Source organism: Streptococcus mitis, assembly GCF_002096755.1.
Taxonomy (GTDB): Bacteria; Bacillota; Bacilli; order Lactobacillales; family Streptococcaceae; genus Streptococcus; species Streptococcus mitis_AC.
Genome location: NZ_NCVF01000021.1, coordinates 91808 through 112793 on the forward strand (window position 1 = coordinate 91808; position 20986 = coordinate 112793).

A 20986-nucleotide genomic window follows, 5' to 3' on the forward strand; every position below is an offset into this window, starting at 1 on the left:
CTTTCTTATCCAATACTAATATCTGCTTTCATATACTGAATCAAATCTTTCTTATCAGGCTGGTAGTCAGCTAGACTAACCAGCAAGGTCAAGGGACCGATACGGCCAATAAACATGAGCACCATGACAATGCTGAGAGCTAGCTTGCCCAATTCTGGTGTCAGATTTGCCGTCACCCCAACTGTCGCAAGGGCTGAAATGGTCTCAAACATGAGGTAGATAAATCGCGGTGTTCCTTCTGCCGTAATTCCCAACAACATCAAGCCCAACAAGAAGGTCATCAAAAAGATAATGAAGACACTAAAGGATTTTTGGACTGTTCGAGCCTCAATGGTTCTCTGCGCAACATTGGCATGAGGCAAGCCCAGCAATTCACTACGCGCAAAGACCAACAAGACAAAGAAAGTCGTAATCTTAAGCCCCCCAGCCGTCCCTCCAGGCGCTCCACCCAGAAACATCTGTAGGATATAAATAAACAAGGTCACAGGCCGAGCTTGGGTGTAATCAATAGAAGCAAAACCGGCCGTTCTCATGCTGACGGTTTGGAAAAAGCTGACCAGCACTTTCTCTGGCACACTGAGATTGCCAATGGTTCCTGGATTGTGCCACTCCGTAAAGAGTGTGGATACTGTCCCAAACAGCAAGATCCCTGCGGTCAAGAAGAGGACCAGCTTGGTGTGAAAACGCAGACGGCGTTTTTTCTTCTTGTCAAACTGGGTTGCCAAGTCAAACCAGACCATAAATCCAAGACCACCTGTGATAATCAAGCCAGCAATGACCAGATTGATTAAGGGATCCGTCTGAAAAGCCACTAAACTGCTACTGCCGAAATTATCAAAACCAGCATTACAAAAGGCTGAAATGGCTAAAAAGATAGAGGTAAAAATGCCTCGTCCCCAGCCGAACTCAGGAATAAAACGGAAACTTAGCAGGAAGGCGCCCAAGCCCTCCACCAGAAAAGTCGTCAAAAAGATGGAGCGCATAAAGGCCTTCAGCGACCGAGTCTCCCCATAACTAAAACTCTCCTGAATGGTTTCACGACTGCGAAGACTAAGCTTTTGCTTCCCCTGAATATAAAAGACCCCGATAAAAGTCATGAGCCCCAGACCACCAATCTGTATCAAGAACATACAAATCAACTGCCCCCAGACATTATAGGTAGTAGCCACTGGTTGCGTAAAAAGGCCAGTCACACAGACCATGGACACCGTCGTAAAAAGATGGTCAAAATAAGTGGCCTGAGAACCATTTGTCTGAACAAAAGGCAAACTCAAAAGAAGAGAGCCTATAAAAATAACTCCAGCAAAACTTAAAAAGATCCGACGAGCTGGCGAAAGTCCACCCAAGGCCCTTTCAATTTTTTTAAGAAATAATTTGAATAACATACATCCATTGTACCATAAAAAGAGGGAGAGTAGCTATATCTGAGAAGTTATCTCAAGGCAGAGTTCCAAGGCCTTCTCAAAAGCTTCTGAACCCCAGTCACGACTATCGTACTGGTCCAAGTCTGCTAAGGAATCAGCTGTGAACAACAATTCACCCCAGAGAACCCCTCGCAGTTGGGCTACTGCCGCAAGCGCAGAACACTCCATCTCCACAACAGCACAGCCTTCCTCCTTGCGATAAGCCACCTTTTCAGCTGTTTCTCGGTAAAAACCATCTGTGGTCCAGGTCATGACTTCTTCATAGGGAATCCCTCTGGCCTCCAAAACTTGCTCAATAGCAGCAATAGCCTCTGGCTGAATTTCCATATAACGAGAAGGGGCCACATAGTGATAACTAGCTCCTTCATCTCGCAGAGCGCGAACAGGGACTAGAAAGGCATTTTCTTCTATATCAGCCAGCACACCACAGGTTCCAGTGGAAATAATCTGCTCCACACCATAGCCAATCAACCAATCCATAAGCTGGGCTGCTGGAGCTGAACCAACAGGAGCCTGAGCCAGACAAAGTTCTTCGCCTTTGTAGTTCACGACATAAACTGGATAGGTCTTGGTGGCAGAAACAAATTCGCCGGCACAGTCCGCCCCTACTTCCCTCGCATAGCGGTCAATCTCCTCACCTAAAAAAGCATAGACACACTTCTTTGGTAAGTGCAAGTCCAGCCCCTCGTGATTGGGCATGATGACCGCTTGAGGATTGTCATCAAACTCTAAAATAGGAATCGCATGTTTCTGAATCATAATCCACCTCCTCTGATTTTGTACTATTGTATCAAAAGCTGACAGAGTGTCAAGGAATTCTCTTTAGCAAGCCAGAAATCTCCTCTTCCATACACTTGAGAAATCGTTGCACCGCTGGAGAAGTCGGTTTCTGTTTTGGCAAAGCGATTGAGGACTTATGAAGAATACAAAATCCAACAACAAAAAAGACATGAATCTGAAATAAGCAGAACATGTCTTTTTTAGCTTGTTTGAAAGTCAAGTAAATAAATCTTAGCTCTTCTAGAACTCCCTTATTTCCACAAACCACCTAAAATCTGTTTTTCTAATAAGTCTAGGTCCTCTTCCTTTATTTCTCCGTTGTCGCTAACGATATAAAGTTGAGCGAAGTAAGCCAACAATGGACCAACACAAATACGAACCATTTGAGGAATCGTTAACTCTGGATTTACACGTGGATCTGCTAGCAATTCTTTATGAAGCACTCGAAGTTTATCTTGAATAGCATTCCAGATAAAAATCTGTTCATTTTTTAGTTTCTTATTTGAAAAACTCTCCTGCAGAATGATTTTCATCAAAGCACGATTTTTTTTGAGATAGCTCATACGATCGTGGACGAGATAACGAACCCTCTCTTCTGTCGTTTCAAAAGCTAAGAGTTCCTCAACAAAACTACCGAAAATGCCTGGGACTACAGGATGTAAAATAGCCGTCAGTAGATCATCCTTCGTCTTAAAATACTTAAACAAAGTTGCCTGGCTTAGTCCAGCACGCTCAGCTATGTGAAGAGTTGAGGTCCCATGGTAACTCCTAGTTGATATGAGATCCACTGCTGCCTGCATGATTTTTTTCTTTCCTTGAGGGTAATTCGCTTCTTCTAAGTAATCTTCAAACGATTCAAAAACAGTCTTATCCATCTAATCTTCACACCTTTTTAGCATTATTTATGTTGATTTCTAAACTTTACGATAACGACGCAATCCAACAATATTGAGAATTGTTAAAATGATCAAGAAAATCATTAAAACACCAAGATTTGGCAAAATATCACCAAGATTGTGTCCGTAAAGAATAATCTGGCTTATTGCATCACCAGAATAGGTTAATGGCAAAAATTTCCCCACAGTTGGAGCCCATGCTCCCATGGATGACAATGGAATAATCCCTGAGAAAAAGAGTTGAGGCATAATCACGAGAGGAATAAATTGCATCATTTGGAATTCTGATTTTGCTAGAGTAGACAAGAGAATTCCAAAAGCTAGTGCTACAAGAGCCAGTACCACATTAACTATTATAACATTTAAAATATTTCCTACAACTTCTACATCTAGTAGCCAAATTGCTGCTAAGACGACAACTGCCGTTTGAAAAATCGCAATAATACCGTAAGACAACATATAGCCATAGACAATTTCAGAACGTTTCACTGGGGTTGCTAACAATCGATCCAAGGTTCCACTTGTGCGCTCTTTCAAAAGTGCCATACCAGAAATCAAAAAGACAAAGAAGAAGACCACAAAGCTAATTAAAATTGGAATCATACGTGCAAAGAATCCAGTATTTTTATCTCCATATTGGTAAGATTCTTTGATTTCAGGCGCCTTTGCATCTAATTTCAATTGTGGAAAAGCTTGTTTGACACGAGATAGTAACTGATCGGTGCCTTCACTGGCGATACTTGTTCGTAACACTTGTCGTATCATAGATGTCTTGGAGGCATCTGTATTTGCGTAGTCGACCTGATACTCACCGTCTTTATAAGAAATCACAGCATCGACTTTTTCATTTGCTAGCGCTTCTTTGGCCTGATCTAAGTCTTGATAAGTCTCGATGTCCACATGATCAAGCTCATCCATTTTCGTTATCAAACCAGTTGGTAGATCTTGTGTCGCTAACTTGACATTCACGGTTGTACTAGCTGAAAACATGAGGTTCATCAGCCACATAATAAATACCGGCGCTACAAACATCATAGCCAAGGTTCGTTTGTCACGAAGCAATTCTTTGATAACTTTTTTAGCAATAGCAATGGTTCTCATCTTACTCTCCTTCTGCTTTCAAAAATACTTCTTCAATACTTGAAACTTGATAACTTTCTTTTAAGTGTTGCGGTGTATCAAAAGCAATGATTTTTCCACCTAATAATAAGCCGACCTTATCCGTTAACTCTGCTTCATCCATAACATGGGTAGTAACTAATATCCCAACCCCATTGTCTCTAAGCGCGAATAATTCTTTCCAGATTTTCTTCCGAAGAGAAGGGTCGATTCCAACTGTCGGTTCGTCCAAAATCAAGAGCTGAGGATTCCCCAGAAGCGCGATGGCTAAAGACAAGCGTCGCTTCATTCCTCCAGAATAACCGGATACCGTTTTATTCAAATGCTCTGCCAGATCCACAACTTGAGCCACATGGGCAATTTCAGCTGTCAGATCTCTTTTGGATAGCCCTTTTAGCTGACCAAAAAATTCCAGATTTTCTTGACCTGACAAAGCCTCATATAAGGCATCTGACTGGGCCATATAACCAATATCTCCTAAAATATGACGATTGGGCATAGTATGATCCAATACCAAAGCAACCCCTCCGTCAGCTTTTTCCATCCCTAACATAGTCTTAATCATAGTCGATTTACCAGCACCAGACGGACCTATTAAGCCTATAATTTCTCCCGGCTGCAATTCAAAGCTGACATGATTCAAAACCATTTGACGACAAAAAGACTTATCCAAATCTTGTAAATGTAGCAATTTTTTCATAAGCTTCCTCCTAGGTGAGTGTTTACTCACTTACTGAATATAGACCTATTATAGTGAGTGTTTACTCACTTGTCAAGAAAAAAGTTGAAATTCTTTAAAAAATAAAGCACCAGATTCGTATCTGATGTTTATAATGCACATGTCTTATTTCTAAAAATGTTTTTGAACTTCCTCTCTATACTCCGAAATGGTCTTTTCTGTCCACTTTTTAAAGGCCTATTTTCCCTCTACTTTTCTCGGCTAATCCAACCATCGTCATTGCTATCGCAACTCTAATGACCTTGGTAATGGGAATTCATTTTACTCATTTTTATATGAAACAGACTAAGAAATTTTCAAGACCTAATTGAAACCAAATTAGCCCTTGGAAGTCAAAAAATCCTCGAACTCTACGCTGACCGTCTAGCAGAATCAGACCAAATGCGGCATGGCTTTCTAAGAATTCGGTTAAGGGACGTAACCTACAAGCTGCTTACGTGGATGGATTTACTTTGAGAGATTTCTTCGCCTTCAACCAAGGACTAAATAAAATGGGTGACCAAGCACTTCCTTTTAAAATTCACCCTGAACATTTTGTATTTGCTGGAGTTCACGGTGGACAGGAAGTGAGGAGTTGATTGGAGAGTACGGTCAACCAACTTATCAAAAAATCTTTATCAGTCTAGATACTGAAAAAACAGGCGTTCCGGATGTCGATACAAAAATTTCTATGGCAGGTGATACTGCTACTCTCATGTCCGATACAAGCCTTGATATCAAGATGTATGGTATGCATCAGTTCAAGATGAAAAAAGGTGGACTCCGCATCAAATTAGGCGTCTTTTCCCCAGAAGCAACCCCAAGCTAGATGGAGCTCGGTCACCAAGAACACCTAGCAGTTGAATTTTTCAATTCCCTCACAATCGCCTACCAAAACAAAACATTTAAGGGAAAACTACTCAATACCTTCTTAAAATTCAAGAAATTCAAGTAAACAAAAACGGGTGACTGAACAATTTAGCCTTTGAAAGCTACGATTATAAAACCACTCGCAACATATGAATCTACGATACAAAAAGGATAACATTGCTCTTAGCAATGCTATCCTTTTTTGTTTATCCTTGTCCGCCAGGGGCTGGACCGCCGCCTTGAGGTCCCTCACCAGGTCCACCGCCTCCAGGCATAGAGTTCACAATATCAGTTTGTTTTTCGCCGTTGAGATAGATATCTCCACCTGTATAGGTCGCTGTTCCATCAAAGTCAAAGCCTGATTGACCAATCATTTTAATGGTTCCACCTGTGACCGTGATATTGCCATTTGAGTCAATCGGATCTGTGTCCCCTTGACCGACTTCTACAGTTAGATTACCACCTGTCATGGTAAAGTAAATATCGCTTTGCTGAGCATTTTTATTAGCTGCATTGACCCCATCATCTGTCGCGTAGACATTGATATCACCACCATTAATCGTAATGGCTTTCCCTTCAATTCCTTCAGTCGAATTCTTGACGGTGTAAGTACCGCTGTCAATCACTAGGTTACCAGAAGCGTGAATACCGTCATCTCCTGCTGTGACTGTTATGGTATTGTTAGCCAAATACATATTGCCGACAGTCATATCCTCATCATTGTCAACTTTGACACCATCTTCCTTGGCATCGATGGTCATGGTCGTACCAGTGATATTGAGTTCATCATTAACATTAAAGGCATCGCCAACTGCTATGATGTTATAGGTTCCACCCGTGATGTGGAGGGTGTCGTTGGCCTTGATTCCGTTGTTCTTCTTGCCATCGACAGTAAGGGTACCTGAGCCATTGATGGTCAAATCCACCTTAGAAAAGAGAGCGGCATTTGCCTTGTCATCACTATTAGAGCTTGAGTCAGAGAGACTGTTGGTAGTTCCCTCCGCCAGAGTCAGGTAGACATGACCGGCTGATGTCGCTGAAATTGCTGCATTGGTATTGGTAATGGTCGCACCTTTTAGGACTAGATGAACAGCTGCCGACTTATCTGCCTCGACCTTGATCTGCACTCCGTCAGACTGACCTGAAATCACATAGGTCCCAGATTTTGTGATGGTCACTGTTGATCCAGAGACTGTCACCCCATCTCCAGAGACGTTTGCTGATGAGCCAGATAACTCAATCTTAGAAGCTGTACTTTCATCATAAGAAGTATCATAGTCCTTTTCTGTAAAATAAGAAGATTGACTGTTTGTAGCTGAAGTTGAGATGGCAGTGGTATCTGCCGCTGCAGTTGTACTTGACTTGGTCGTTGACTGCCCACAAGCTGTCATCAAAGTCAGAGCTGTTAAACTGGTTAAGATTAGGGTCCATTTTTTTGATTTCATACTTTTTCCTCACCTTCATTTAGCTTGAGCTTAGTTTACAGGGGAAGTCTGAAAAAAATCTAAACTTTTTCTGAAAATTTTCTTAAGTTCAGTTTCAGTTAAGTTATCTTTAACAAAAGTTTTAGGAAAATTCCATAGACTAATCACAAGCAAGTTCAACTTGCCCAGACACACCTATCTGCTAATAAGATAGCGTACTAAAATAGTTTGATAAAGGAGACAGGATTTATGAAACCAATTGAAACAAGCTTTAAACGAATCGAAACCAAATATGTCGTTGCCAAGGGTGACTTGGCTAATTTAATAGAGGACTTAAAAATATACCTCGTAGAGGATGATTATCCAACTTCGACCATTTCCAACATCTACTTTGATACAGAGCAATTTGATATGATTCAGGAGGATGGCCAAGGTACTAAGCGCAAAGAAAAGATTCGGATGCGAACCTATCTCAGTCAAGTCCAGCCTGATAGTCAGGTATTTTTAGAAATCAAATCTAAGGACAGAGCTGGTGTCGGACGAAAACATCGTCTCTTATCGACTCCCCAGTCTATCACCCAGTTTATGACCAAGGGACAGCTGGATAGCAGTATCAAGGATCGAATGATGATTGAAAAAATCCAGCAACTCCAAGAGGAATATCAGCAAGCCATTATCCCTCGTATGTATATATACTATGACCGTTTTTCTCTCAAGGAAAAGAAAGAAAGAAATTATCGGTTTTCCCTACAATAAAATTCGTATCACCATTGACCAAAATCTAACCTATCGTGATGATAATGTCAGTTTATTCTCAGGAAAGGACGGTTTCCCTCTACTAAACGAGGACATTGTCATCATGGAAATTAAAGCTCCAGGTAGAAAACCCCAATGGCTACAAGATATTCTCGACCAATATGGACTGGTAGAGCAGAAATTTTCAAAATACAGCTGCGCCTACCACAAGTCTCAAGGGCTGGACTATAGCCCACGACCAAGCACAGAAAGTGTAGGTACTACTTATGTCTAATCTTTTTAATTCTATCTTCAACGACACAACTGCCACTGCAAATCCTATCCAGCTCTTTCTGGCTCTCTTGGTCAGCCTGATTTTAGGTTTGGCGCTGACCTGGGCTTACAAACACCGTACTCTCTATACACGAGAATTCGCTGTCAGTTTGACCCTACTCCCCTGCTTGATGACCTTGGTCATCTTTCTGGTAAATGGCAGCCTAGGAACCTCTATCGCCGTTGCAGGAACTTTTAGCCTCATTCGTTTTCGTTCAGCTACCAGTGGTTCACGGGAACTAATTGCTATCTTCCTTGCCATGATTATCGGGCTAGCAGCAGGGACAGGCTACCTAGCTCTAGCTATTCTCTTCACTGTCTTTATCTTAGCGGTATGGCTTCTTTTAGAGAAGCAACAAAGCAAGAGCAATCACCAACGTCGCAGGCTATTGACCATCACAATTGCGAACCAAGAAAATCAACTTCAAACTATCCAATCTGGACTATCACAATTCTGTACTGAGTTAGACCTCATCTCGATTGATACTAGCAATGATGGAGAACAAGTCACCACTGTCTATGAAATGGATTTCAAGGCTCAAACAGACGATTTTCAAATCATCAATTATCTCACTAAAGAACAGGATACTTACCAGGTTTCCCTGACCAAGAATGCCAAGAAGAGAAAGAATTTATAGAACTTCTTGCGTAAAATCTAAAAAGAATCCAGGTAAACACTCAATAGTAAGAAGAAAAAGTCAATCTGATTTATGATAAAAGACATCATATCAAATGTTTAAAAAACGTTGATATGATGCTTTTTTCTTATCTTAAAAACTATTTGCTCAATCGCTTTATTTCACAGGTATTTCCTTAATCACGCGCGCAGGATTGCCAGCTAAAACAACATTGTCGCCAAAGGACTTTGTAATCACGGCCCCTGCTCCTGCAACGACATTATTTCCCAGTGTCACTCCAGGAAGGACAATGACGCCACCACCAGCCCAGAAATTATCTCCGATTGTGATAGGCTTTCCGTACTCGATACCTGAATTTCGCTCCTGCGGATCTAGTGGATGGAGGGGTGTCAAGAACTGACAGTTGGGACCGATCATAGCATTGTCCCCGATACGAATGGGGCAGATGTCCAGCATGGTCAAGTTCCAGTTAGAGTAAAAATTTTCCCCTAAATGGATGTTGACACCGTAGTCCACCATCAAGCGAGTGTTGATATAAAGATTTTTTCCGGTTGAGCCAAACCAAGTCTTGATGATTTCGGCTCCTTTTAAGGGATCTTCTTCCTTGTTAAAGGCAGCCTGTTTTTGGCGAGAAGCTTGAGCTAAGGCTCTCAGTTCTGGGTCTGATGGACGGTAAAACTCGCCTGCTATCATTTTCTGGTATTCGCTAGTCATAGTATTTTTCTCCTTATTCCCTACTATCATATCAATTTTCGACATATCTGACTAGGATAAGGAGCACTTTCCACAATTGATGCTCTGATTGTCATCATATCCTGTCTAAGCGAACACGAGTCACAATTCCATCTGGGTCTGTAATTTCCAGCTGGCTAGATGTCGACCACTTGATTGGTGCATCAACTTCTTGTGCTCGCTGCGCAATCGTTAATAGTTCTTCTTTACTTGCAACTTCGATGACATAGTAGGCCAAACCTGGCAAGCCTTGCTTACGCGGAGCCAGACCTTTTCCTCCCCATTCGTTGACTGCCAAATGATGATGGTAGTCCCCAGCTGCAATCCAACTAGCACTAGGTACACTGAATTTATCCTCTAGCCCTAACACATTTTGATAAAACTGGCTGGACTTTCGACTATCCTTGACGGACAGGTGGATATGCCCCATTCTCGTACCTTCTGCTAGGATAAAAGGCTCTACTCTTTCCCCCAACTCATAGATATCCTGCGCCGCAAGGGCCTCTGTCACCCCGATAATACGTCCATCTTCTCGAATATCCCATGTTGCAACGGGCTTGTCTCGATAGAGTTCAATGCCATTCCCCTCCAAATCTTCCAAGTAAAGGGCCTCACTGTAACCGTGATCTGCACCGCCGACAAGAGGAATCTGTAAATCTGTCAGATGTTTTAAGACATCCGCCAAAGCTTTGCGTATCGGCAAGAGAATAGCCAGATGGTAAAGGCCATAATGTTCCCTTACTTCACTGCTCTCTTGTGCTTGAATCAAGTGTACCAAGGCTTTTCCACCAAGTCCCAGAATAGCCTCTGTCTCAGTCTGAGATAAGATTTCTAAACCAATAATCTGCTGATAAAAGGCTGTTTGACTCGCCAAATCCTTTACATTCAAAACTGCCTCTGCCAAATAAATGTGGCTCTTGTATTCATAGGTCATAAATGGTTCTCTTTTCTCGTTGTAATTCTTTTCATTACAACTATTATATAATTTCCATCAAGAAAGTCAAGCCAGACAACTTATAGATTATGATTCTGTAATCTTGTCTATATGGGATTAGAACGAGAAAATCTACAGAGAATTGACAATCAAACCATTGAAAATTTTTACCAACTCTAAGATGACTCTCATCTCAACCCAAAAAGAAAAGGAGCGGATATGATATCCTACTCCTTTTTCTTGTCAGAAAATCTAATTAGAATTAGTCTTCTTTTTTCTTGCGAGCAACAATTCCAAATCCGCTCAATACTCCAAAAAGTCCAAGTGCTGCTAGGCGAGCATTGTCTTCTGTACCAGTGTTTGGAAGTTCAGCTTGTCCTGTTTGAGGTAACTCTTCCCCAGATTCTGAGTGTTGCCCCTGAGATGACTTGTCCTCTTCTTGGGCAACCGCTTCATCTTGATGAGAACCTTCTTGTTTTGTAGGTTCATCAATCTTAACAGGATTTGACTGAAGGTATTCTTGATTCTGTGGTTTCGTTACATCATCACCTATTACCTCCGTATATAAATGGGTAATAATGCCATCTTTTTCATGGGTCATTGTATATCGATATTTCTTACCATTTTTCGATATGATATCAGATTTAGGAGCCAATTTACCAATTTGAATTGGAATAAGTTCTTCATTTGATCCAATAATAATATGACGAGTAATCAATAATGGAGCTACAGGATGAATCGCTGGTTCACCTTTCTCACTTACAACTCCTTCTGGCAATTCTGGTCGTACTTCCGGTTCACCCTTCTCACTCACAATACCTTCTGGTAATTCTGGTCGTACTTCCGGTTCTCCCTTCTCACTTACAACTCCCTCTGGTAATTCTGGTCGTACTTCTGGTTCACCCTTCTCACTTACAATTCCTTCTGGTAATTCCGGCTGTACTTCTGGTTCACCTTTTTCACTAAAGTATTCTAAAAAGTCATAAATAACTGTTTTTTCATTTTCATCAACTGTACCTATTTCAGGCGCTGATGTAGCACGATGTCCTTTGTAAAAATAAGACTTACCATCTTTTTGAAGTATTGTTCCCACTTTAGGAGCAGTAGACGTATATTCATCTCCTATAGAAGCATCTTGTGTTAGTAGTTTTCCTGCTGCTATTTCAGTAGTTGTTCCTTCTAACATGTATTTTGCAAATACATTTCCACCCGTTGCTAGTTTATAGACATAGGTAATTTCAGTAGTTCCTGATGCAACTTTTCCTGTCTCAGCCGGAGAGCCAGTTTTCAGTCCTACTAGTTTATATTTTTTACCATCTTTGGTGATTTCTTGTAGTTTTACCGTTGTAGCATCATATGAAACCTCTTTGTTTGTTGTCGTTGGTGTTCCTACTACTACTTTTTGATTATCCTTATTTAAGTAATATTTAGTTTCTGTAGAAGATATCACTGCATCTTTAACAACATCTGTACTTTCTTTAATAGAAGTTCCATCCGCTAATTCATACTTAACAATGACACTACCTTTACTCTCAGTAGTTTCTGTTTCTTCCTTAGCGTAGATGTTTTTAACATTAGTTAGTTGATCACTAATATGGTAAGCACGGGTTGGTTGGTATAAGTCGTAATAATGAATTTCACTATAAATAGGCTCAGATATTGACGCATGTTGTTCATATTTCGTAGGTGCGGCAATTCTATATCGAACTCCATCTTTTTCATATTCTTTATATAATTGGCCTAATCCATATTGATATCTAGTATCTTCACTATAATATTTCGAACCAAAATAGCCAAATCTATAAGCTAAATAAGTTTTTTCTGGTTGATTAGAATCATCATCTTCACTAGGATAATAAGAATCTGTACTCTTATCTCCTAGTTTAAAATCTACATTTACTTCAAACACATTTTTTACAAAATTTGCATTTGTTGGAACTTGGTCGACATACTGAATTGCTTTATGAGCCTCTTTAAACTTCGTGACATTTGCTTTTTCACTCTCGTAGTTAGCAGTGTCTTTAAACTCTTCAATATTTCCAACAAATTTTGGTTCTACTTTATCTCGAGAATTTTTCCATCCTACTGTAATTTCTTTTTCGCCAAACATTTCTTTTAGCTTAGTTATATATTCTGTCACATCGTTATATTTTACAAACTTTCCGTTTTCTCTTATATAACCATTAAACTCCTGATGTACAGAATAAGTAGGACGATTCTTATTATCTACTGCATTTTTATTTGTTAATGTAACCTTATAGATTTCTTCCCATGTCTTTTCTTTTTCAGAGTTAGTGACATCTTCGTCTTTTAAATCTCTTAATCTCTCATCTAAAAGATTATTTAAGCCTTCCTCTAATGCTTTCTCATTAAAAAATGCACCCGCCGTATACGCTTCTTGTTCCGTTGCTGTAGAAACAGATTCTTTTAATGCTACCTCATTTTTTTCAACAACTAATATAGTATCTCCTTCCTTAATTCCACCATCAGTTGTTATATTTTCTTTTGTAAAATCTTTAGCATCATTTTCACCTTGTTTAAATGTTTCAACAGCCCAAGAATCATTGGCTGTAGTTGGTTTTGTGGCTAAAACATACTTCCCATATTTTCCTTCATCAGTTTCAGAAACTAACCAAACTCGACTACCTTCTTTAATATTGTTATAGCGAATACTTCCATCTTCATTATGCAAGTTTCCAGGATTTGCATGTACTGTAATATCATTGAAAGTTGTTTCCTTAGTAGTCCCCTCATGTTTATCTACTTCTGTATCAATCTTATGATATTTTTCTCCGTTCTTTTCTAAAACTTTATCAGCTTCTTTGATTTTACTTAAAACATCATTAGTTAAATTTGCTACATTTCCTTCATAACGTTTGCCAAAAAGTCCACGAATTTTATAATCCATAGTAGTACTAGAAAGGTGTTTATCACCAACAGGAATTTCTACATCAGATTCTTCTTTCAGCACTTCGCCTTCTTTTGTGACATAAGAAATTTTTGAATCCTTAAAGTTATCTTCTCCTTGTTTTTTTATAGTTTCCTTTTCAACTCTGTCTAAATTATATTTGGCTCTACCTTCATTCTCGCGATGATTTCTTTCATATCCATCTTCTGTCCCCGTTGCATGATAATTCAAACCATCAAACACATGCATTTTTGGCATTGTATAGCTACCAGTACCATTACTCAACGTTTCCATTTCCACATTATCTTTTGCAGGTGTTACTGTAGTTTCATTAGCTGTATTTGTAGTTTCTTCAGCCAATACCGGACTAGCTCCAACAACCATCATCCCTAATAAAACAGACGCTGCACCAATTCCTTTATATTTACGTAATGAATATTTTTGAATTGTATCTTTTTTCATAAGGTCTTTTCCCTTTTATTTCTTTCTACTCATTATAAAAAATTATACTAACTATACTAGTATATCACTCTCAGTTTCCTTTATCAAACAATTATACATAAAGGAAATTAAAAAAAATAGATAATAAGATATCCAATAAAATCTCATTATCTATTTCATTTTTAGGCGTTCATGAGTGATAAATATCTCTTAGAAACTTGTTCTTTTGAATATCGATTCACAAACTTACTTGTATTTTCTAGCTCGATTTCTTTATCAGTCTCATATAAACACTTGATAAGATGCGCTAACTCCTCTGGTGTATCATATAAGCAAATATCTGAGTTCTTAGATGCATAATATTGATGAGCAATTTCAACATTAGAAAGCAAGGGAATCAATCCAAAACTCATAGCTTCAACACAGGCATTGGCAAATAATTCCTTTTGGGAAGTTGAAATATAGCCATCATGTTCCCAATAAGGTACCTCATCTACATATCCAACAACATGAATGGTAGATGGCAAAGTCGGATACTCTTTCTTCAATTTTTCAATATCTCCACCATATAAGAATACTTCTACAGGTAGGCCTTCTTGTTCTAACTTCCTAAAGGCTTCTATAATCCATTCTACCCTTTTTACCTTACTCATATTCCCTACATAACAATAGGAACTAGGCTTTCTTCTTTGTAATACTGCTGAGGAAACTTGAGGTGCAAAAATCGGTGGCATAAATTGTGCGTGATACCCTAAATCTTGCAAGATTGATGTTAATACTTCTGAAGCTACTAAATATCTAGTTTTTCTTCTTAGATTATGAGCTGGATTTAGCAATACATTGTCATGGATATATTCCCAATAGAGACGGTTTGTATTTTCTACAAAGCGCCATAATTTGGGAGTCACCACGTTATGTTGATCTCGAATTAAGATGTCTTTCTTATCTGTAAGACTGATTAATACCTGAATCAATAAGTCTTCGTAGGTTAACCATTCTCCATCTTTATAATATAAATAATTGTCCTCCATCATATAAATGGGACTTGGTTCTTCTCTTGGCTTATAGTACCGTGCCCGCATCGCTGTCGAACCATCTCGATTTAACCATTCCAGTTCTTCTTTTTTATTTTTCTTTAAATATAATCCGGAAGTAAAATATAGAGTTTCTTCTTCTAATTCAATACTAGCCACAAATCCATTAATAACAGTCATTTTTCCATTAGGATACCTATCAATGATATCGGAAGGACGAATACTTAATTCATCATGACCAATATCTGATTGATAATGGCTTACACTCACTAATTCATCCCTTTCAAAACCTATTTGTTCATAGCCTGCCTTCCAATCTGGTCGAACTTGAGGATGGGTTAAAATATATAGATGTCCCCAACCTAAATAATCTGCAATTTTCTTTCTAGACAATTGGGATGATTCAAAGCCATATTTTCTAACCTCTCTTTGCCAGAGCCCTGGATGTATTGTAACCATTTTAGTCATAACAATCTCCTATCATATACGGTAACCTTCGCGACTCATTTATCTGTACTTGTTTGTCAGAAAGATTTACTAATCTGAATTATATCATATGAATCATACTTTTACTAGATTCTATCAATATACCTAACATCTACTTAATACCCCAATAAAAAATCCAAGCTAGTGCATGGATTTCCATATTTTAAAATATATATTTGTGCTACCAGCCAAGTGAAACCCTTTCAAACTGACAACCTAAGCGTCGCAATTCTTTTTGACGGTCCTCATAGTAGGGGAGGGAAATGCCTGTGATGGTCACATGGGGCAGGTCTTGTAAGTGGAGGCTGACAGACGAGGTGAAGTGATAGACCTGAACGAACTCGTATTCTTGAAAGAGTTGGGCTAGGACATCTTCAAAGATCAGCTCCGTCTCCAAGTAAGTCACGCTTGGGATAGTGAAGGTTTCCTTGGGGTGGGGTAGATAGAGGTCAATGGCCAAGGCCTTGGCATAGGTACTGATAAAGCGGATGGAGATTTGATCGTCCTCTTCAGAGAACTTTTGCCCCAACAGGACCTTGACCGTCTTACCATTTGAGACGGGTGCTTGTGGCAGGTCAAAAAAATGCTCCAGATAAACCAGCTTCTCCCTAGCTACGACATGGTAGTCACTGCGATAAAGGGTGTAGTGCTTTTCCGTCCGCTCAATCAAGTCATCTCTGGTCAAGCCCAAAGAACCCACCTGACTGAGTTGAAGAGGGAGGGCATACATTCCCAAAGGGTAAATATCCGCATAGCCATCATCGAAACTCATGAGGTGATGGTAGGTCGAACTAGCAACCAAGTCCAGAATCAAGCTATTGTCAAAACTAGCATAAAAGATGGTTTCATAGTCTCCGGCCAGCTCCTGACAAATCTGAGCCAAGTCCTCTGTCGTTTGAGGATAATGAACATGGTCAAAATCCTTTGCATAATGCTTCTGACGGGCATTTTTGACAGGACTGACATAAAGGCTGACAAATTCCTGATCAGGATAAAGTCCCTTGATATGCTGGGTAATCTTGGCCTGCAAGGGCGTTGTGGCAATGATGAGGTGTTTCATCTCTTTGATTCTCCTAGGTGGTGATGTTGCAGCAAGGTCTCAACGACTTCAAAGTCCAAGGCATCGTCGATATCATAAGAATAGAGTTTGGGCATTTCATAGGCTACTGTCTTATCTGTGTAAAAGGTCTCATCTCGTAGGTAAAGGTCCTTGCGAGAAATCCAGATACTACCGTTGGGATAATAATAGACAGGCTCTTTCTGCCGAGCATAGTGCTTGGAAACTTGAGGGGGACGGATAAATGATGACTCCGCCAACTGCAAGTAAAGACTACGACTCTTGTCCGCCCTAACACAGGAAATCAGATGGTCGGCCCCAGACTGACAGTAGAGTTGATAGGACTCGACGAGGTGCTCCACCTCTCTCAAGGGTGAGGTCACCTGTAGATTCACAAAGACCTGACCTTCCTCAAAGGGCTGTAAAAAGTCTCGTAAGGTCTCTAAGCTAGAGGTTGTTGATAGGGCCAATTCTTTTGGTCTATGGACACAACAAATCTCTGGATAGACTTGTCGACAGAGTTCTAGATAGGCGAGTGAGTCTGATGAGACCCAGATGTCACTAAATAGCTTGGAGGCTAGAGCGACTTCGATGGTATAGAAAACCAAAGGTTTGCCTGCTAGCGGTTTGATATTTTTATCCACTAAGCCGCGTGAACCCGAACGGATCAAAATGACGGCTATGGGTTTACGTTTTACATTCATAGATTCTCCCTCTAAAATAGAGATAAGTGCCAAGAAACCTATCACCAGATAGCTAAAACAAGCACTATCTAAACATCTCTTCTGTTCAATCATTCTCCAAACAACTAAAAGAAAGCAAGCTAAAATCTACTAAACAAATGTTTCTGTATATTTTAGAAACCATTTCGAACTAAGAGCCAGAGATTGAGGCTAGATCTACTAGATTGGATTTAGAAAAATCAAACCATATCATCTCTTCCAAATTAAGCCTAACTTCATTTCAAATAAGTTAGGAACATTTGATTTTTGCCTCTAAAAACGAGGACTAATTTAACATCGTAAGTCTACAAAAATTTAACGAATGGTTCTGTGTAAACTAGCAAACGGTTAAAACCTTATAGGTAGTAGACTTTCTCCATATAAATTTCTTGAGAGTGAATAATTGATTGAATCCTATACTCTTGTAATTCTCTCTATCTACTTTGAAGGATAATATGGGACTGGAAAAGTCCAATCGAGGCTACCCTTAAAATTAACAACCTCAAAATCTGAAAAACCACCCTCACAAAAAAGCGAGGGTGGTTCATCCGTTACAATGCTTGGGGATTTCCTAGCAAGTTCCCCCCTCAAAAGGACTTTATGCTATTCTATCACAAAGACTGACCATCTGCAAGATGGACTGGATTAGACAAGATAATCTCAATCCCATGAAAAATTATCGTCTGGAACACCTACAACAATTCTATTTCTTTATTTCACAACAAGCTCATAACGTGTCTTACTGGTGAAGGTTTGACCAGCTTTAAGAATGACTTGGTCTTTGAGGTCACTGTGAATGGCATCTGGTAAAGCTTGCGCTTCAAGGGCAATTCCATTGTGCTGTACCATTGGCTGACCTCCTATGATGACACTCTCATCCACAAAGTTTGCTGTGTAGACTACAAAGCAAGGAGCCTCTGTCTTGAAAAGCAGGAAGCGACCTGAGTTTTGGTCATAAAGGAATCCAGCATTGTCATGGCCTGCAGGAAGGGAAAATGGATGATCTAAGCCAGATACCAGCTGGATTTGCTCATCTTCTTCTGCAAAGATATCCTTCAACAAAGCTCCATTGTAGATGTGTTTAACCACATCACGAGTAGCATCTGGAGTTTTGACAGGAACACCGTCGGGAGCGATTGGATAAATGCCCTCTGTGTTTAGTTGGAAGACATGACGGTCAATCGTCTGCGTGAAATCACCAGACAAGTTGAAGTAGCTGTGGTTGGTTGGATTGACCAGCGTATCCTGATCGGTCGTTACCTTGTAGCTGATTTCATAGGCACCAGTTTCTTCTAAGTGGTAACTGATCCAAATCTTGAGATTTCCAGGAAATCCTCCTGTCCCATCTGTACGCTCTGTGTAGAGGGTCAAGCCATGATCGCTCACCTCAACTAGTTCAAACAAGCTGGAATCCCAACCTGTTGAGCCACTGTGGTTGCAGTTGCTAGCATTGTTGACTTCAAGGTCATAGGTCTTACCATTGAGCTCAAATGTCGCACCTGCAATACGGCCTGCCACAGGACCTACGCTAGCTCCATGCTTAGGACTATTGCCTACATAGCTATCAAAGTCATCAAAGCCCAAAATAACATTGACAAAATTTCCATCCTTGTCAGGTGTGACATAGCGCAAGATGGTCGCACCATAAGTCATAACCTCAAGCTGGTAGCCACCGTCCGTCTCAAATCGATAGGCCAAAACATCTTGTCCCTCAACATTTCCAAATACACGCTCTGTGTATGCTTTCATTCTCTTCTCCTTTTACTATTTCTCTCAAGCAAACAAACCATAGAAAGCGAATTGACAATCTATGGTTTACTTGTATGATTTACAAACCCCTTTATCAAGAATCTATAAACGCAGTATTACTTTTGATATTCGTGGATGATAACACCTTGTACCACACGGTTTACTGTACCTGTAGGAGACGGTGTATCTGGTTTATTTTCTACCTTGAGTGAAGTCAATAGGGCAAAGAGTTGGGCATAAACGATGTAAGGGAAGACACGGTAAATATCATTCAAGACACCGCCACAACCAAGGGCCACTTCTTTGACATTTTCAAGACCAAAGGATTGATCACTCAAAAGCACAACACGGCGAGCAATCTGGTCACCAGCAACTTCACGAACCAAGTCCAAGTCGTACTTACGAGTGTAGTCTGTCGTTGTACCAAAGACTAAAACAACTGTATCTTCGTTGATAAGAGATTTTGGACCGTGACGGAAGCCGACTGGGCTTTCATACATGGTCGCCACTTGGCCAGCAGTCAGTTCCAAAATCTTAAGCTGAGCTTCATGAGCAAGTCCAAAGAAAGGACCAGCGCCTAGATAGATGACACGGTTAAAGTCTAGGTCAACAAGTTCTTTGACATCTTCTGCATTGTCTAGAATTTTACGGGCAAGACTAGATACAACTTCAAAACGTTCAGCTTTAACAGCAAATTCTGTAGGATCAAAGACCAAGAGAGCTGTCAACATCATAGACGTAAAGCTAGAAGTCATGGCAAATCCAGCATCATTAGAAGCAGCTGGTTGCAAAAGCAAGAGATTGCGGTCATCTCCATGGGCTTGAAGAGCCAACTTACCGTCCGCTGCACAAGTAATCGTCACTTGGTAAAGCTCATCCACCAAGGCCTTGGCCAAATCAACAGTCGCCACACTTTCAGGCGAGTTCCCACTACGAGCAAAGGATACAAGTACAGTTGTCACATCTTTTTTCAAATAAGTTTCTGGATTGGCAACGATATCTGTTGTCGCAATAGCATTGAAATTCCATTTGCGTTCGTCATAGACTTCCTTAAAGTAAGGTATCAAGGTATCTCCCACATAAGCAGAAGTCCCAGCACCTGTCAAGATAACCTTGATATAGTCATGTTTATCAGCAATCCCTTGTAGGAAGGCTGCAATTTCTTCACGTTTTGCTTGATAAGATTCAAAAGCTTCTTTCCATACATCAGGCTGTTGGTAGATTTCACGTGTAGTGATTTCTGCACCCAATTCAATCAAGTCTTCTTTTGTATAATGTAACATTGAGTTCCTCTTTTTCTATTAAATATGGGAATGGGAGTAAGCCCCATTCCCATGTATATTCTATATAAAATGCTCTAACGATTTTCACGTTGTCACATCGTATACTCAATGAAAATCAAAGAGCAAACTAGGAAACTAGCCGCAGGCTGCTCAAAGCACTGCTTTGAGGTTGTAGATAGAACTGACGAAGTCAGCTCAAAACACTGTTTTGAGGTTTCAGATAGAACTGACGAAGTCAGTAACATATACCTACGGCAAGGCGACACTAGTATGGTTTAAAGAGATTTTCGAAGAGTATTATTCATCTTCATCATCATCGAAGCCAGCTAACAGGTCATTAACTTTCACAATGCTTTCTGCAGCACGGTTCTTATAGTCCGCATCTGCACCTGTAAGGCTCGCATTGATAAATTCAATCACCATTGGAAGATTCATCCCTGCGTAAAGTTCGATGTCACGACCTTCCATAATCAAACGGCTTACCACGTTACATGGTGTTCCACCGAGAAGATCCGCAAAGACTAGGAAATCATCTAATCCTTCAATAGCAGCTTCAAATTTTGCAGTAAATTCTTCTGGGCCATCTTCTGGAAGAAGAGCCACTGCATGAATATTGTCTTGTGGACCCATAATCATTTCAGTGCTACCTTTAAGTTCTTCACAGAAGCGACCATGACTCACCAAAATTAATGATTTAGCCATA

The 20986-nt window shown here is 40.2% G+C and carries 17 protein-coding genes and 1 pseudogene; 3 read left to right on the top strand and 15 right to left on the bottom strand.

Features of this window, described 5'->3' with window-relative positions; translation table 11 throughout:
- Positions 1-5 precede the first annotated feature (5 nt).
- From B7700_RS04225 to B7700_RS04250, 5 genes are all read right to left on the bottom strand, one after another.
- Positions 6-1385 carry a TrkH family potassium uptake protein gene (locus B7700_RS04225; protein WP_070479508.1) on the bottom strand — a complete coding sequence of 460 codons (1380 nt, stop codon included), beginning with the start codon at positions 1383-1385 and terminating at the stop codon, positions 6-8.
- Positions 1386-1418: 33 nt separating this feature from the next.
- Positions 1419-2183 (bottom strand): nucleoside phosphorylase, encoded by a 765-nt coding sequence (locus tag B7700_RS04230; protein WP_049487699.1) that lies wholly within the window; start codon positions 2181-2183, stop codon positions 1419-1421.
- Positions 2184-2455: 272 nt separating this feature from the next.
- Positions 2456-3079, bottom strand: coding sequence for a TetR/AcrR family transcriptional regulator (locus B7700_RS04240; protein ID WP_000361928.1), 624 nt, complete (start codon positions 3077-3079; stop codon positions 2456-2458).
- Between the two features lie 39 nt (positions 3080-3118).
- A complete protein-coding gene (locus B7700_RS04245; RefSeq protein WP_001259055.1) occupies positions 3119-4201 on the bottom strand; it encodes an ABC transporter permease in 1083 nt (360 codons plus the stop codon).
- Position 4202: 1 nt separating this feature from the next.
- Positions 4203-4919 (bottom strand): ABC transporter ATP-binding protein, encoded by a 717-nt coding sequence (locus tag B7700_RS04250; protein WP_000734673.1) that lies wholly within the window; start codon positions 4917-4919, stop codon positions 4203-4205.
- 613 nt (positions 4920-5532) lie between these two features.
- Here B7700_RS04250 and B7700_RS04260 point away from each other — a divergent pair.
- Positions 5533-5766 carry a hypothetical protein gene (locus B7700_RS04260; protein WP_049487693.1) on the top strand — a complete coding sequence of 78 codons (234 nt, stop codon included), beginning with the start codon at positions 5533-5535 and terminating at the stop codon, positions 5764-5766.
- Between the two features lie 247 nt (positions 5767-6013).
- On the opposite strand, the gene B7700_RS04265 is transcribed toward B7700_RS04260, so the two are convergent.
- Positions 6014-7252, bottom strand: coding sequence for a carbohydrate-binding domain-containing protein (locus B7700_RS04265; RefSeq protein ID WP_084887346.1), 1239 nt, complete (start codon positions 7250-7252; stop codon positions 6014-6016).
- A gap of 228 nt (positions 7253-7480) precedes the next feature.
- Between B7700_RS04265 and B7700_RS04270 the strand changes: the two are divergent.
- Both B7700_RS04270 and B7700_RS04275 read left to right on the top strand, forming a co-directional pair.
- Positions 7481-8261: pseudogene (locus B7700_RS04270) on the top strand (polyphosphate polymerase domain-containing protein).
- On the top strand, positions 8254-8937 hold the full coding sequence (locus B7700_RS04275) for a DUF4956 domain-containing protein (RefSeq protein WP_084887348.1): 684 nt from the start codon (positions 8254-8256) through the stop codon (positions 8935-8937). Before B7700_RS04270 ends, B7700_RS04275 begins: the two are co-directional and overlap by 8 nt.
- 156 nt (positions 8938-9093) lie before the next feature.
- Here B7700_RS04275 and B7700_RS04280 read toward each other — a convergent pair whose 3' ends face one another.
- The 9 genes from B7700_RS04280 to B7700_RS04325 form a co-directional block, all read right to left on the bottom strand.
- Positions 9094-9651, bottom strand: a complete 558-nt coding sequence (locus tag B7700_RS04280) for a sugar O-acetyltransferase (protein ID WP_084887350.1) — start codon at positions 9649-9651, stop codon at positions 9094-9096.
- 94 nt (positions 9652-9745) lie between these two features.
- Complete coding sequence (locus tag B7700_RS04285; protein ID WP_084887352.1) at positions 9746-10603, bottom strand: VOC family protein; 858 nt, start codon at positions 10601-10603, stop codon at positions 9746-9748.
- A gap of 262 nt (positions 10604-10865) precedes the next feature.
- Positions 10866-13973 carry a YSIRK-type signal peptide-containing protein gene (locus B7700_RS04290; RefSeq protein WP_084887354.1) on the bottom strand — a complete coding sequence of 1036 codons (3108 nt, stop codon included), beginning with the start codon at positions 13971-13973 and terminating at the stop codon, positions 10866-10868.
- Positions 13974-14134: 161 nt separating this feature from the next.
- Positions 14135-15454: a glycosyltransferase gene (locus tag B7700_RS04295; RefSeq protein ID WP_084887356.1), complete on the bottom strand. Its 1320-nt coding sequence runs from the start codon at positions 15452-15454 to the stop codon at positions 14135-14137.
- A 199-nt stretch (positions 15455-15653) separates the two neighbouring features.
- Positions 15654-16532, bottom strand: a complete 879-nt coding sequence (locus tag B7700_RS04300; RefSeq protein ID WP_084887358.1) for a glycosyltransferase family 52 — start codon at positions 16530-16532, stop codon at positions 15654-15656.
- Positions 16529-17233 (bottom strand): acylneuraminate cytidylyltransferase family protein, encoded by a 705-nt coding sequence (locus B7700_RS04305; RefSeq protein WP_084887395.1) that lies wholly within the window; start codon positions 17231-17233, stop codon positions 16529-16531. The genes B7700_RS04300 and B7700_RS04305 overlap by 4 nt, the downstream gene beginning before the upstream one ends.
- Positions 17234-17962: 729 nt before the next feature.
- The gene (locus B7700_RS04310) at positions 17963-19000 is read right to left on the bottom strand and encodes an aldose epimerase family protein (protein WP_084887360.1); all 1038 of its coding nucleotides are present in this window, start codon (positions 18998-19000) and stop codon (positions 17963-17965) included.
- A gap of 116 nt (positions 19001-19116) precedes the next feature.
- Entirely contained in the window at positions 19117-20283 is a 1167-nt protein-coding gene (locus B7700_RS04315) for an SIS domain-containing protein (RefSeq protein ID WP_084887362.1), read from the bottom strand.
- A gap of 297 nt (positions 20284-20580) precedes the next feature.
- On the bottom strand, positions 20581-20985 hold the full coding sequence (locus tag B7700_RS04325) for a PTS sugar transporter subunit IIA (RefSeq protein ID WP_020903318.1): 405 nt from the start codon (positions 20983-20985) through the stop codon (positions 20581-20583).
- Position 20986: the final 1 nt, after the last annotated feature.

Bases quoted from the DNA above. Each gene is read 5' to 3' on its own strand.
- B7700_RS04225 (WP_070479508.1), bottom strand. From the start codon at position 1,385: ATGTTATTCAAATTATTTCTTAAAAAAATTGAAAGGGCCTTGGGTGGA.
- B7700_RS04230 (WP_049487699.1), bottom strand. From the start codon at position 2,183: ATGATTCAGAAACATGCGATTCCTATTTTAGAGTTTGATGACAATCCT.
- B7700_RS04240 (WP_000361928.1), bottom strand. From the start codon at position 3,079: ATGGATAAGACTGTTTTTGAATCGTTTGAAGATTACTTAGAAGAAGCG.
- B7700_RS04245 (WP_001259055.1), bottom strand. From the start codon at position 4,201: ATGAGAACCATTGCTATTGCTAAAAAAGTTATCAAAGAATTGCTTCGT.
- B7700_RS04250 (WP_000734673.1), bottom strand. From the start codon at position 4,919: ATGAAAAAATTGCTACATTTACAAGATTTGGATAAGTCTTTTTGTCGT.
- B7700_RS04265 (WP_084887346.1), bottom strand. From the start codon at position 7,252: ATGAAATCAAAAAAATGGACCCTAATCTTAACCAGTTTAACAGCTCTG.
- B7700_RS04275 (WP_084887348.1), top strand. From the start codon at position 8,254: ATGTCTAATCTTTTTAATTCTATCTTCAACGACACAACTGCCACTGCA.
- B7700_RS04280 (WP_084887350.1), bottom strand. From the start codon at position 9,651: ATGACTAGCGAATACCAGAAAATGATAGCAGGCGAGTTTTACCGTCCA.
- B7700_RS04285 (WP_084887352.1), bottom strand. From the start codon at position 10,603: ATGACCTATGAATACAAGAGCCACATTTATTTGGCAGAGGCAGTTTTG.
- B7700_RS04290 (WP_084887354.1), bottom strand. From the start codon at position 13,973: ATGAAAAAAGATACAATTCAAAAATATTCATTACGTAAATATAAAGGA.
- B7700_RS04295 (WP_084887356.1), bottom strand. From the start codon at position 15,454: ATGACTAAAATGGTTACAATACATCCAGGGCTCTGGCAAAGAGAGGTT.
- B7700_RS04300 (WP_084887358.1), bottom strand. From the start codon at position 16,532: ATGAAACACCTCATCATTGCCACAACGCCCTTGCAGGCCAAGATTACC.
- B7700_RS04305 (WP_084887395.1), bottom strand. From the start codon at position 17,233: ATGAATGTAAAACGTAAACCCATAGCCGTCATTTTGATCCGTTCGGGT.
- B7700_RS04310 (WP_084887360.1), bottom strand. From the start codon at position 19,000: ATGAAAGCATACACAGAGCGTGTATTTGGAAATGTTGAGGGACAAGAT.
- B7700_RS04315 (WP_084887362.1), bottom strand. From the start codon at position 20,283: ATGTTACATTATACAAAAGAAGACTTGATTGAATTGGGTGCAGAAATC.
- B7700_RS04325 (WP_020903318.1), bottom strand. From the start codon at position 20,985: ATGGCTAAATCATTAATTTTGGTGAGTCATGGTCGCTTCTGTGAAGAA.